This is a genomic window from Pseudoclavibacter chungangensis, assembly GCF_013410545.1.
GTDB classification, from domain to species: Bacteria; Actinomycetota; Actinomycetes; order Actinomycetales; family Microbacteriaceae; genus Pseudoclavibacter; species Pseudoclavibacter chungangensis.
The window spans coordinates 226,388-239,216 of record NZ_JACCFV010000001.1 but is presented as its reverse complement, the minus strand read 5'-3'; the positions used below and the strand labels follow the sequence as shown (position 1 = coordinate 239,216).

General features: G+C 71.6%; 12 protein-coding genes. 2 read left to right on the top strand and 10 right to left on the bottom strand.

Annotation, left to right across the window (positions count from 1 at the left end):
• Positions 1–16: 16 nt before the first annotated feature.
• The 10 genes from HNR16_RS18525 to HNR16_RS00950 all read right to left on the bottom strand — a co-directional run bounded on the left by HNR16_RS18525 (position 17) and on the right by HNR16_RS00950 (position 10,377).
• Entirely contained in the window at positions 17–1,594 is a 1,578-nt protein-coding gene (locus HNR16_RS18525; protein ID WP_192498232.1) for an FAD/NAD(P)-dependent oxidoreductase, read from the bottom strand.
• On the bottom strand, positions 1,591–2,043 hold the full coding sequence (locus tag HNR16_RS18690; RefSeq protein ID WP_192498231.1) for a 2Fe-2S iron-sulfur cluster-binding protein: 453 nt from the start codon (positions 2,041–2,043) through the stop codon (positions 1,591–1,593). The genes HNR16_RS18525 and HNR16_RS18690 overlap by 4 nt, the downstream gene beginning before the upstream one ends.
• Positions 2,040–3,347: an NAD(P)/FAD-dependent oxidoreductase gene (locus HNR16_RS00985; RefSeq protein ID WP_225737734.1), complete on the bottom strand. Its 1,308-nt coding sequence runs from the start codon at positions 3,345–3,347 to the stop codon at positions 2,040–2,042. Before HNR16_RS00985 ends, HNR16_RS18690 begins: the two co-directional genes overlap by 4 nt.
• Before the next feature lie 250 nt (positions 3,348–3,597).
• On the bottom strand, positions 3,598–4,308 hold the full coding sequence (locus tag HNR16_RS00980) for an ABC transporter ATP-binding protein (RefSeq protein WP_158039156.1): 711 nt from the start codon (positions 4,306–4,308) through the stop codon (positions 3,598–3,600).
• The gene (locus HNR16_RS00975) at positions 4,305–5,456 is read right to left on the bottom strand and encodes an ABC transporter ATP-binding protein (RefSeq protein WP_225737733.1); all 1,152 of its coding nucleotides are present in this window, start codon (positions 5,454–5,456) and stop codon (positions 4,305–4,307) included. Before HNR16_RS00975 ends, HNR16_RS00980 begins: the two co-directional genes overlap by 4 nt.
• Complete coding sequence (locus tag HNR16_RS00970) at positions 5,453–6,610, bottom strand: branched-chain amino acid ABC transporter permease (protein ID WP_158039155.1); 1,158 nt, start codon at positions 6,608–6,610, stop codon at positions 5,453–5,455. Before HNR16_RS00970 ends, HNR16_RS00975 begins: the two co-directional genes overlap by 4 nt.
• 4 nt (positions 6,611–6,614) lie before the next feature.
• Positions 6,615–7,505 carry a branched-chain amino acid ABC transporter permease gene (locus tag HNR16_RS00965; RefSeq protein WP_158039154.1) on the bottom strand — a complete coding sequence of 297 codons (891 nt, stop codon included), beginning with the start codon at positions 7,503–7,505 and terminating at the stop codon, positions 6,615–6,617.
• A gap of 68 nt (positions 7,506–7,573) precedes the next feature.
• Entirely contained in the window at positions 7,574–8,761 is a 1,188-nt protein-coding gene (locus tag HNR16_RS00960; protein ID WP_158039153.1) for a branched-chain amino acid ABC transporter substrate-binding protein, read from the bottom strand.
• Between the two features lie 265 nt (positions 8,762–9,026).
• The gene (locus HNR16_RS00955) at positions 9,027–9,557 is read right to left on the bottom strand and encodes an SRPBCC domain-containing protein (RefSeq protein ID WP_158039152.1); all 531 of its coding nucleotides are present in this window, start codon (positions 9,555–9,557) and stop codon (positions 9,027–9,029) included.
• Positions 9,558–9,702: 145 nt separating this feature from the next.
• Entirely contained in the window at positions 9,703–10,377 is a 675-nt protein-coding gene (locus HNR16_RS00950) for a GntR family transcriptional regulator (protein ID WP_158039151.1), read from the bottom strand.
• A 182-nt stretch (positions 10,378–10,559) separates the two neighbouring features.
• Here HNR16_RS00950 and HNR16_RS00945 point away from each other — a divergent pair, with 182 nt between their 5' ends.
• Together HNR16_RS00945 and HNR16_RS00940 are read left to right on the top strand one after the other, a co-directional pair.
• On the top strand, positions 10,560–11,606 hold the full coding sequence (locus HNR16_RS00945) for a proline racemase family protein (RefSeq protein ID WP_158039150.1): 1,047 nt from the start codon (positions 10,560–10,562) through the stop codon (positions 11,604–11,606).
• Positions 11,603–12,607: an ornithine cyclodeaminase family protein gene (locus HNR16_RS00940; protein ID WP_158039149.1), complete on the top strand. Its 1,005-nt coding sequence runs from the start codon at positions 11,603–11,605 to the stop codon at positions 12,605–12,607. Before HNR16_RS00945 ends, HNR16_RS00940 begins: the two co-directional genes overlap by 4 nt.
• The last annotated feature ends 222 nt before the right edge of the window (positions 12,608–12,829 follow it).

Below are 12,829 nucleotides of genomic sequence, written 5' to 3'. Positions count from 1 at the left end.
CGGACGGTCCGTGTCCTCAGCCGGGGTCGGTGACGGGTGGCTCTGCGAGTTCGCCGAGCCGGATCGGGGTCTGCAGCGGGCGCCGGTCGGTCGTGACGCCGTCGCGGAGTCCGCCCGGGACGGATGCGTCGAGCAGTTGTTCGACGCTTCGACCGCAGATGCGGCCCTGGCAGATGCCCAGCCCGGCGCGCGTCGAGAGCTTGAGGGCGCGCAGGCCGCTCGCGCCGCTCGCGCGGGCCGTCCTGCGCAGTTCGCCGTAGCGGACCTCCTCGCATCGGCACACGATCGTGTCGTCGTGCAGCCACTGTGCCCAGCCGTCGGGCGCCGTCCCGGCGCACGTGTTCTCGCGCGCATCGTCGGCGGCCCCGGATCGTGCGGTGGCGGCCCCGTCCTCGGATCGTGCGGCAGCGGGGGCGGCATCGGATCGTGCGGTGGCGGCCGCATCCTCCGGACGGAGGGCGGGGATGCCGTGGGCGGCCTCGATGCGGCGGGCGAAGCGGCCGAAGGTCGCACGTGCCGCGACCGCGCGGGCGAGCGCGTCGTCGTCGATGCCGCCGCCCGCGGCGCAGTGCCCCGCGATGCGGCCCTCGGCGAGCGCGAGGTCGACACCGCCGACGCCCGTCGCCTCGCCCGCGACGAACACGCCGGGCGCGGCGGCCTGGCGCGCGTCGGCGTCGATGCCGCCCGCGGAGCCGACGCGACAGCCCGCCGCGAGGGCCACCTCGAGCCGCGGGGTGAATCCGTGCGAGACGCACACGGCGTCGCACGCGACGTCGCGTTCCGTGCCTGGGACGGGCCGCCAGCGCGCGTCGACCTTCGCGATCGTCACCCGTTCGACGCGGCCCTCGCCGTGGGCGGCGACGACGGCGCTGCCGGTTTCGTAGGGGATCCGGTGGCGCACCTGCCCGGCGACGTAGCCGACGAGCTCGAGGAGCTTCGTCGGGGCGCCGACGAGCTGCCACGGCTCCGGGAGCCAGCCCGCCGCGAGCCTCGGCACGCGACTCGCCTCGTGCACGCCGAGCACGGTCGATCCGACGGCGGCGAGCGAGGAGGCGACGGCGAGCAGGAACGGCCCCGCCCCAGCGACGACGACGCGGTCGCCGAGCGCGAGGCGCTCGCCCTTCGCGAAGGCCTGCGCGGCACCCCCCGTCGTGACGCCCGGCAGCTCCCAGCCGGGGAAGGGAAGGGTGCGATCGTGTGCGCCGGTCGCGACGACGACGGCATCGGCGCCGATCACGAGCCGCGGTCGATCGGCGCCGTCGACGGGGCCCCGGACGACGTGCAGGACGGGTGCCGCATCACCCGGCTCGACGGTCCAGACGCTCGCCTCGTCGAGCACGCGGATGCGCTCGTCGCCGCGCACGCGCCGTTCGAGCGCGCGGAACGTGTCGAAGTCGTGGTGCAGGCGGCCCTCGCTCGCGCTCGGGCGCTCAGCCGGCAGATGGCGCCAGTACTGGCCGCCGAGGACGTCGCTCGACTCGACGAGCGTGACGTGCGCCCCGGCGTTCGCCGCGGCGACGGCCGCCGCGAGTCCGGCCGGGCCGCCCCCGACGACGGCGACCCTGCGGCCCGTCGTGCGTTCGGCGCCGGTCACGAGCTCGCCTCCGTTCCGGACTCCTCGGTTGCGCCGGCGGGCGCGTCGGGGACGTTCGGGCACTCGCTCGCCGCGGCCGCGAGCGGCTCGGCGTCCGCGAGCGGCTCGGCGTCCGCGGGCAGCTCGGCGTCCCCGGGCGGCTCGGCGTCCGCGGGGGTCGTCCGCACCCGGGCCCCCTCGCGCGCCCGACGCTGGCAGGCGCGCACGTCGGGGACACCGTCGACCTCGACGAGGCAGTCGAAACACACGCCGATGCCGCAGAAGAGCCCGCGCGGAGAGCCGTCGCGCGCGGTCGTGCGCCACGCGATGCGGTCGTTCGCGAGCAGGACGCCCGCGACCGACTGGCCGAGCGTGCCCACGACCTCCTCGCCGTCGACGACGATGCGCACGGGCCGCTCGTGGCCACGGCCGATGCCGTCGGCCTCCGCGGGGAGCATGCGGGCGGTCATGCCGCGATCCCGAGGCGGTCCGCGAGTGTCGGGCGGTCGAGATCGAACGGCGCGGGGTCCGTCGTGGGCGTCGTCCCGGTCATGCGTTCCGCGAGCAGTTCGCCCGTGGCGAGGCACAGGCCGATGCCGGCGCCCTCGTGGCCGGTCGCGTGCCACAGCCCGTCGAGGCGCGGATCCGGCCCGATGACGGGCAGGTGATCGGGCATGAACGGGCGGAACCCCGAGTAGCTGCGCATGACGGCCGTCGTGGCGAGGAACGGGAACAGGCGAAGTGCCTTCGCGGCGACCTGGCTGAGGACGGCGGGGCGCATGCGGTCGTCGAAGCCGATCTGCTCGCGGCTCGAGCCGATGAGCACGGTGCCCGACTCGGTCGATTCGACGACGCTCGACGTCTGCAGCGTGGCGTCGCCCGAACCGACCGCGCCGACGTAGTCGGCGTCGTAGACCTTGTGGTGCACGCGCTTCGGCATGCGCGCGGTGACGAGCACGACCCCGCGCCGCGGTGCGACGGGGATCGGCGCGCCGAGCGATGCGGCGACGGTGCCCGACCAGGGTCCGGCCGCGACGACGACGGCATCGGCGCGGAATCCACCGCGCGAGGTGCGGACGCCGCCGAGGCGGCCGTCCGTGCGGACGATCGCGCCCTGCACCTCGCATCCCTCGACGAGTCGGACGCCCGCGCGGCGGGCGAGCGCGACGAGGGCGTCGGTCGCGATCGCCGGCTGCACCTGTGCGTCCTCGGGGTACCAGACCGCGCCCGTCACCTCGGGGGTGAGCCACGGTTCGAGCGCGCGGATGCGGGCGTGGTCGACGGGCCTCGCGTCGACGCCCGCGCCGCGCTGTCCCGCCGCGAAGCGCTCGAGTGCCTCGTGCCCGGCCCGCGTCGTCGCGACGACGAGGCCGCCCTTCGGGTCGTACTCGATGCTCGGGAAGTCGGGGCCGAGTTCGTCGGCCGCGCGTGCCCCGAGGTCCGGCCACAGCTCGGCGGAGCGCTGGGCGAGGACGAGCTCGGCGCCGGGCCCCTTGTCGGACACGAGGAGGTTGCCCTCGCCGTGCGACGTGGTGCCACCGCCCGCGGTGCCGCGGTCGAGGAGGGTGACGCGGACGCCGCGATCGGCAAGTGCGAGCGCGCACGCGGCACCGACGATGCCGGCACCGACGACGATCACGTCGGCGCCGTCCATCGATGCGCCATGCATCGAGGCCGCGTTCACCGACGCCGCGCCCACCGAGGCATCACTCGCCGATGCCGCACCCACCGAGACCGCGTTCGCCGAGGCTGCGTTCACCGACGCCGGATTCATGCCCGCAACGTCCACGATCGACCTCCGTCCCAACCCTCGAGCCAAGTAATATGTCACACACTATCAATCGGGCCCCGCACGCCTCAACCCTCGCGGGCCCTCCGCACAAAAAGCCGGGTTGTTGCTACCGGGCCGCGGGCCCGGTAGCAACAACCCGGCTTTTTCGTGGCCGCTGACCGTCGCCGGTCAACCCGGCCGGGGATCGAGCTCGGCCCGGACGGGCAGGTCCGGACCGCACCTCGGCTCGAGCTCAGCCGAGGTAGGCCTCGATGATCGCTCGGTCCTTCGACAGCTCGGCCGCCGTCCCCGAGATCGTCACCTTGCCCGACTCGATCACGTACGCACGGTCCGCGACCTTGAGCGCGGCCCGCGCGTTCTGCTCGACGAGCAGGATCGTCGTGCCCTGCGCGCTGATCGACGAGATGAGCTCCATCACCTGCTTCACGACGAGCGGCGCGAGCCCCATCGACGGTTCGTCGAGCAACAGGAGCTGCGGCCCCCCGACGTAGGCACGAGCGATCGCGACCATCTGCTGCTCACCACCCGAGAGGGTGCCGCCCTGCTGATTGCGCCGCTCGAAGAGCCGAGGCATGAGCTCGTACGACTCCTCGATGCGCTTCGCGATGAGCGCCTTGTCCTTCACCTGGTAGCCGCCGAGCTGCAGGTTCTCGTGCACCGTCATGGTCGAGAAGATGCGCCGTCCCTCGGGCACGTGGATGAGCCCCTTCTCGACGAGATCCCACGGTTTCGCCTGCGTGATGTCGGCCCCGCGCCACGTGATCGAGCCCGACTTCGCGCGGTACAGGCCCGACAGCATCGACAGCGTCGACGTCTTGCCCGCACCGTTGTTGCCGAGGAGCGAGACGACCTCGCCCTCACCGACGCTGAACGACAGCCCCTGGAGCGCGTGCACGCGACCGTAGAACAGGTCGACGTCCGTGAGTTCCAGTTCGATGCTCATGCGCGCGCCTCCCCGTTCCCGTTCCCGTCGACCTCGTCGACGGTGTCCGCGCCGTCGACGGTCGGGGGCACGGCCCCCGGGTCGTCGCCCGGCAGCTTCTCGTCCGTCACGACGACGTCCTCGACGACGACCTCCTCGACGACGACGTCCACGGGCGTCCCGTCCGCGTCGACCACGGGCACGACCGCCTTCTCGATGACCACGACCTCCTCGACCGCCGGCGCCGCCGAACCGGCCGTCCCGTCCACCGCCTCGTCGTCCTCGTCGTCCTCGGCGCCGAGATAGGCCTCGATGACCCGCGGGTCGTCGCGCACCTCCTCGGGCGTGCCGTCCGCGATCTCGCGACCGAAGTTGAGCACGACGATGCGCTCCGAGATGTCCATGACGAGGCCCATGTCGTGCTCGATGAGCACGACCCCCACGCCGAGATCGCGGATGCGCCGGATGAGCGCGATGAGGTCCTGCTTCTCGTTGTGGTTGAGGCCCGCCGCCGGCTCGTCGAGCAGCAGGAGCTTCGGCCGGCTCGCGAGCGCGCGGGCGATCTCGACGCGACGCTGCTCGCCGTAGGGCAATTGCGAGGCGAGCAGATCGTCGTCGAGCGAGTACCCCGTGAAGTCGAGCCAGCCGCGCGCGTCGTCGAGGCACTGACGCTCGGCGCGCCGGTACCTCGGCGTGTGGAGCATCGCGTCGAACACGTTCTGCCCGACGTGCCCGTGCATGCCGGTCTTCACGTTGTCGATGACCGTCATCTCCTTGAACATGCGCACGTTCTGGAACGTGCGCGCGAGGCCACGACGCGTGATCGTGGACGGCAGCTTGCGCATGATGCTCTCGCCGTCGAACTCGATGCTGCCCGAGGTCGGACGGTAGAACCCGGTGATGCAGTTGAAGGCGCTCGTCTTGCCCGCGCCGTTCGGGCCGATGACCGAGATGATCTCGCCCGCGTACGCATCGAAGGTGAGCCCGTCGACGGCCTTCACGCCGCCGAAGTGCAGGCGGAGGTCCTTGACCGACAGCAGCGGCAGCTGCCCACCGCGCCCCTCCCGGAACCGGGCCGCGTTGATCGCGATCGTCTCGGTGCCCGGGACGTCGATCGGCGAGGTGCCCGAAAGCGGGGCGCCCGGGGTGGCGGACGTCGTGTCGCTCATGCCTGCTCCTTCGACTTGTCGATGTTCTCGTCGGCCGGCGCGGTCGCCGGATCCTCGTCGTGGTCACCGAACCCGTCACGCGGCGACGGCTTCTGGCCGGGCGCGCGGAACTTCAGGAACGGCAGGACCGCGGTCGAGGGCCACACGCCCGCCGGGCGGAAGATCATCATGACGACGAGCAGCACACCGAACACGAGGAACCGCCACTCGGCGACCTCGCGCAGGAGCTCCGGCAGGAGCGAGATGACGAGCGCGCCGATGATGACGCCGGGGATCGACCCCATCCCGCCGAGCACGACCGCCATGAGCAGGAGCGCCGAGTTGAGGAACACGAACGACGTCGGGCTGACGGCCGTCTGGTGCGCCCCCATGAGGATGCCCGCGAGGCCACCGAACACGGCACCAAGCACGTACGCCTTGAGCTTCGTCGTATAGGTGTTGATGCCCATCGCCTCGGCGGCGTCCTCGTCGTCCTTGATCGCCCGCCACGCACGGCCGAGCTTGCCGCGACCGAGGCGCGAGGCCGCCACGACCGCGAGCACACCACCGACGACGAGGCAGAAGTAGTAGAGGAGCACGTAGCCGGGGAACTCGATGCCCGCGATCTCCAGCCCGTCGCGGAACGACCACCCGAAGAACTCGAACGTCGAGATGCCGGAGATCCCCGACGGGCCGCCCGTGACCTCGAGGTTGTTCGCCGTGAGGCGGATGATCTCGCCGAACCCGAGCGTCACGATCGCGAGGTAGTCGCTGCGCAATCGCAGCGTCGGGCCGCCGATGATGAGCCCCGCCGCGATGCACGCGATGATCACCATCGGGACGGTCCAGATGAGTGGCACGTGCAGGGCCGTGTTGAACACGCCCGCCGTGTACGCACCGACGGCGAAGAACGCGTAGTACCCGAGGTCGAGCAGGCCGGCGTAGCCGACGACGATGTTGAGGCCCATCGCGAGCATGATGTAGATGAGTGCCTGCGTGCCGATCGACATCATGTACTGCGATGCGTTCACGAACGGCAGCACGAGCGCGACGAGGAACACGACGAGCCCGAGCAGCGCCATGAAGCGCGGTGGGTAGAGGAGCCCCGAGCGCGGCTCGGGCCGTGGGTGGATGGGACGCGGCGCCTGGATGCGGTCGCCCGTTGTGCTGGTCATGCGATCACATCCGCTCGACGACGCGCGCACCGAGGATGCCGGTGGGCCGGAAGGACAGGAACAGGATGAGGCACGCGAACGAGAACACGTCGCGCCACTGGCCACCGAGCCAGTGCGTACCGAACGCCTCGAGCAGGCCGAGCACGATGCCGCCGAGCATCGCACCGTAGAGGTTGCCGATGCCGCCGATGACGGCCGCGGTGAACGCCTTCAGGCCGATCACGAAGCCCATGAGGAAGTCGATCGAGCCGTAGTAGGCGCCCGCCATGACGCCGGCCGCGCCCGCGAGCGCGGAGCCGATGAAGAAGGTGCGCGAGATGACCTTGTCGACGTTGACGCCCATGAGCTGCGCACCCTGTGGGTCGAGGGCGATCGCGCGCATGGCGCGTCCGTCCCGCGAGCGCATGATGTAGAGGTTGAGGACGACCATGAGCGCCGCCGCGACGACCATGAGCACGATCTGCGGCAGCGTGATGCGGGCGTCGAGGAACGAGAGCGTCGCGCCCTCGAGCCGCGCGCCGTAGACCTGCGGGTTGGGGCCGAAGATCTGGCGCACGCCGTATTCGAGGATGAACGACATGCCGACCGCCGTGATGAGCACCGCGAGCCGCGGCGACTTCCGCAGCGGCCGGTAGGCGATGCGTTCGATGCCGACCCCGAGCAGACCCGTGAAGATCATCGCGATGAGCATGACGAGCAGGATCGACAGGATGCCGCCGCCCGCGAGTCCGGAGACGGTCGAGAAGACCACGAGGCCGGTGAACGCACCGACCATGTAGATGTCGCCGTGCGCGAAGTTGAGCAGCTTGATGATGCCGTACACCATGCTGTAGCCGAGCGCGACGAGTGCGTAGAACGATCCGACGAACAGGCCGTCGATGACGAGTTGGAGCATCCGCTTCCCTTCGGGGCGCCGTGCCGCGTGCGAGGGGCGGGAGGCGTGTGCCGCCCGCCCCTGCGCCGCTAGCTCTTGAGGTCGTCCTTGAGCACGAACGTGCCGTCGGGGCCGACCGTCACGATCGCGAAGCCGCCCTCGGTGAGCGTGTGCTCGGGCGAGAACGTGAGCGAGCCGGAGAAGATCGGGAAGTCCTTCAGCCCCTCGAGCGCGGTGATGACCGCCTCACCGTCGGTCGTCCCGGCGTTCGTGATGGCCTCGGCGACGACGCGCACGGCGTCGTAGCTCTGGGTCGAGTACGGGCCGGGCGCGGCACCGAACTTCTCCGTGTAGTCGCTGATCCACGTCTCGGCGCCCTCGAGCATGTCGGGCGTCTGGGTGAACGTGCCGAGCACGCCGTCGGCAGCCGGGCCCGCGATCTCGGCGAACTTCGCGTCGACCGAGCCGTCGCCGACCATGATCTGGCCGGTGTAGCCCGCCGCCTTGAGCTGCGAGACGATGAGGCCGCCCTCCTGGTAGTAGCCCGTCCAGTAGAGGAGCTGCGCTCCCGAGGAGACGATCTTGTTGACGGCCGCGGCGTAGTCCGACTCACCCGCGTTGACGGAGTCCTGCAGGACCACCGTGACACCGCCGTCGGCGGCCTGCGAGGCGACCGAGTTCGCGAGGTCCTTCGCGTAGTCGGTGTTGTCGTCGAGGAGGGCGATGTTGGTCAGGCCCTCCTTCGCGGCGTACTTGATGGCCGCCTCGGCCTGCTGCGTGCCCGTGCCGTTGATGAGGAACACGTTGTTCAGGCCGGCCTTGACGAGCTCGTTCGAGTTCGCGGCGGGGATGACCATGGGGATGTTCGCTGCCTCGAAGATCGGGAGCGTCGGGAGCGTCGCGCCGGAGCAGTAGCCGCCGACCGAGGCGACGATGCCGTCGGTCACGAGCTTGTTCGCAGCGGCCGTGGCGCTCGTCGCGTCGCACGCGTCGTCCGCCGTGACGAGTTCGAGCTGCCGACCGAGCACACCGCCGGCCGCGTTGATCTCGTCGATCGCGAGCTGCGCGCCGTTCTGCATGTACGGGCCGAACGCCGACTCGGAGCCCGAGAACGGCGCGGCCATGCCGAGCTTGATCGGGCCGTCCTCGGACGCGGCGTCGCCGCCTCCCGCGAGGCCGCCGGAGCACCCCGCGAGCGTGAGGACCGCGGTCGCCGCGAGGGCGATCGGGGCGAAGACGGTGCGCCAGCTCGAGCGGCGCGTGGAACGTGTGGACATGTGCCATTCCTCCAACGATGAGGTTGGTGCCGACATCGTCGTCAGCGTTGAGGTGTCACACATTACTGATCGTCGGGTGCTCGGGGAAGACCGTCGGCGAGCCGCAACACGTTCGTAACCCGTGGCGGCGGCAACCGTGCGTGTCGAATCGAATCGAATCGAATCGAGCGAAGCCGACGCGGGCCGTCTCCGCGGCCCGACGCGGCGCAGCGGCCGACGACCCACTGCGATGACGCACCCGCTCGGCCGGATGTCGACCCGCGGACTACCGCACGGTCATGCCGTCGAGGAGGCGATCGTAGGCGGCGACGAGCACGTCGTAGTCGCCGAAATCGAGGTCCTCGACCGGTGCGCCGCTCGTCACCGCATCGAGCCGGTCGAGGTAGAACTCCCACCCCGCACCGACCTCGGCGAGGCCCGCGACGTCGTCGCTGCAGTGCGAGAAGTGCAGCTCGGTGCCGTCGTCGTCGCCGTCGAGCGCGAGGCCGATGTCCCACCGGTCGTCACCGATCGCGAACGCGACGTCGAGCAGCGCCTCGGGCCGGCACACGTTGATGTGCAGCGGGGTCCAGTCGGCCTCGGGGCCCTCCGCCGTCATGCGGAAGCGGACCTGCCCGCTCGTGGGGTCCCCCTCGTACGTGCCGATCCACTCCTCGAGCCCGTCGGGCGTCGCGAGATACGTCCAGAGTCGGCCGGGGCCGAGCGGCAGCGTCCGCGTGAGGACGATCGCGCGGCGACCCGGTCCCGGGGCGCCCGGCTCACCGGGGAGGAGCGGGCGACCGGTCGTTGCGTGCATGAGCACCTCCGTCGAGCATGGTCGCGCAGAGCATGCCCCACGGTCCTGTGGGATGCGTGTACGAGAAGCGGGTCGGACTTCGAGCGCCCGCGAGGGCACCGGGCGGCCGCATTCGCGCCCACCGTTCCGACCACACCATCCGGGCTCAGTGCACCTCGGGATTCCCCGCCCACCAGCCGAGCACGTGCCCGATGTGCCGGTGCACGAGCGCCTCGGCACCCGCGCGATCACCCGCCGCGAGCAGGTCGAGCAGGCGGCCGTGCTCCTCCGCCGACTCCTGCAGCTCGGCCGATCCCTGCATGCCGCTGAGCCCCGTGAGGCGCGTCTGCCGACGCAGCCCCACGACGATCGCGACGAGCCGCGCGTTCCCGTGCCGACTCAGCAGCAGGGTGTGGAACTCGATGTCCGCCTCGAGGTACGCCGGGAGGTCGGCGCGCTCGGCCGCGTCCACGATGCGGTCGGCGAGCTCGCGCAGGCGCGCGTCGTCCTCGATCGGATAGTCGTCGGCGAGCTCCCCGACGACGGGTACCTCGAGCATGCGACGCACCTCGACGATGTCCGCGAGTTCGGGCATCGAGACCGCAGTGACCCGGAAGCCCTTGTTGCGCACCGGCTCGACGAAGCCGAGCTTCTGCAGGTTGAGCATGGCCTCGCGCACGGGCGTCGCGGACACCTGGAACTGGACCGCGAGCGTGGGCACGCTCAACAGCTCGCCCGGCGGGACGGTGCCCGCGACGATCGCGGCGGAGACGGAGCGCTCGATGGATTCCCGGAGGCTCATCGCCGGAGCTGCCGGGCCGAACGCCGGATCACTCGACATGTCTCCTCCGCGGGTCGCGATCGGCTCGGCGCCGGGGGCCGCCGAGAAGCGTGCCACATCTTATCGGCCCGCCCGTGCGCGGGAAGCTGCGGATCCGCCGCGGGTCACGGCGCGACGCCGGTGAGACGCGTCGCAGCACTCGACGGTACGGTTGGGGCACCCACCGACCACGAGGAGTCGACGTGACGCAGCCCGAGGACGCCGTTCGCGTGAGCACCGTGGACTTCCACACGGGCGGTGAACCGTTCCGGATCGTCCGGACGGGCGAGGGCTCGGGCGTCCCGGCCATCGACGGGACGAGCGTCGCCGACCGGCGCATGACCGCGATCGCCGACCTCGAGGCGGGCGGCCACGGCATCGACCGCTTCCGTCGCCTGCTCGTGCAGGAGCCCCGCGGCCACGCCGACATGTACGGCGGGTTCCTCGTCCCCCCCGACGACGACGGGGCCGACTTCGGTGTCGTGTTCTGGCACAAGGACGGCTACTCGACCGCGTGCGGGCACGGCACGATCGCGCTCGGCGCGTGGGCGGTCGAGGAGGGCGTCGTCGCGGCGCCCGACGACGGCGAGTTCGACGTGACGATCGATGTGCCCTCCGGGCGCGTGGTCGCCCGCGTCGAGCGTCGCGGGGGCGAGACGGTCGGCATCGGCTTCGTCAACGTCGCCTCCTCGGTGCTCGCGCTCGACGTCCCCGTCGAGACGTCGCGCGGACGCGTGCTCGCCGACCTGTCGTACGGCGGCGCGATCTACGCGCAGGTCTCGGCGGGCGACCTCGGCCTCGCGGTCACCCCCGAGCACTACGCCGATCTCGTCGCGATCGGGCGCGAGATCAAGTGGGCACTCGACTCGCACCCGGCGGCGCGCTTCGCGAGCGACGACCGTCTGTCGGGCGTGTACGGCACGATCCTCGTCGACGACCTCGGCGGCACGCCGGGCAACCCGCACCAGCGCAATCTCGTGGTGTTCGCCGACGGGCAGGCCGACCGCTCCCCGTGCGGCTCCGGCACCGCGGCCCGCACGGCCGTCCTGCGTGAACGCGGTGTCCTCGCGCCCGGAGGCGTGCTGCGGCACGACTCCATCGTCGGTTCGACGTTCACGGCGACCGCCGCGGATGGCCCGGAACCGGGCACCGTGCTCCCGATCGTGCGCGGCACCGCGCACCGGACCGGCGAGCACCTCTTCCTCCTCCGCACCAACGACGAACTCGGAACAGGATTCACACTGCGATGACCACTCTGCCCTACATCACGAGCGAACAGATCTTCCGCGCGATCACGCCGGCCATCGCGGTGGAGGCGATCCAGCGCGCCCTGCGCGACGGCCTCGACCCCGCCGGCGACGCACCCCGCGGCGTCGTGCCCGTCGAACACGGACACCTGCTCATCATGCCCTCGGAGGGCCTCGGCTTCGTGGGGACGAAGATCGCGTCCGTCGCGCCGAACAACCCGACTCGCAGCCTGCCACGCATCCAGGCGAGCTACCTGCTCATGGACGCGGCGACGCTCGCGCCCGTCGCACTGCTCGACGGTTCGGCGCTCACGACGAGGCGCACGGCCGCCGTATCCGGTGCCGCCGTCGACGCGCTCGCACCACGCCACGCGGCGCGCCTCCTCGTGTTCGGCTCGGGCCCGCAGGCGAAGGCCCACATCGAGACGATCCGCGCACTGCGACCGATCGAGCACGTCGTCGTCGCGGCACGTGATCCGTACAAGTCCGAGGGCCTCGCGGCGTGGGTCGTCGAGCAGGGCATGCAGGCGCGCATCAGCCAGGCGATGGCGATCGGCTCGGCGCTGCCCGAAGCCGACATCGTCGTCACCGCGACGAGCGCCGACGAGCCGCTCTTCGACGGCTCGCTCGTCCGCCCGGGCGCGCTCGTACTCGCGATCGGCTCGCACGAGCCGGATGTCCGCGAACTCGACGGCACCCTGCTCGGCCGATCGACGGTGATCGTCGAGGAGCGCGAGGCGGCGCTTCGGGAGGCGGGCGACGTCGTGCAGGCGGTCGCGGAGGGCTCGCTCGATCCGGACGCGCTCATCGGTCTTCGCGAGCTCGTGCGCGGCGAGGTGACGCCCGCAGCGGACCGACCGATCGTGTTCAAGTCGGTCGGCATGGCGTGGGAGGACCTCGTGATCGCGGTCGAGGCGTTCCAGCGCCCCGGCGACCGTGCACGTGTCGCGTCGACGGGCGGGATCGGCCGCTCGGGCCGTCGAGCCTTCGCCGCGGACCGCTGACGGCCACAGCGCGGCGAAGGCGCTGAACGCAGCCCACCCGACGAAAGCGGCGCACGCGACGAAGACGGCGCACGCGCTGAAGGCAACACACGCGACGAAGACGGCGCACGCGACGAAAGCGGCGCAAGCGCTGAAGGCGGCGCACGCGACGAACGCGGCAGGGTTCCGCACGCGGCACGGTTGCACGCGTGCTGCGCGGCACGCGACACCGCGAAAAAGCCG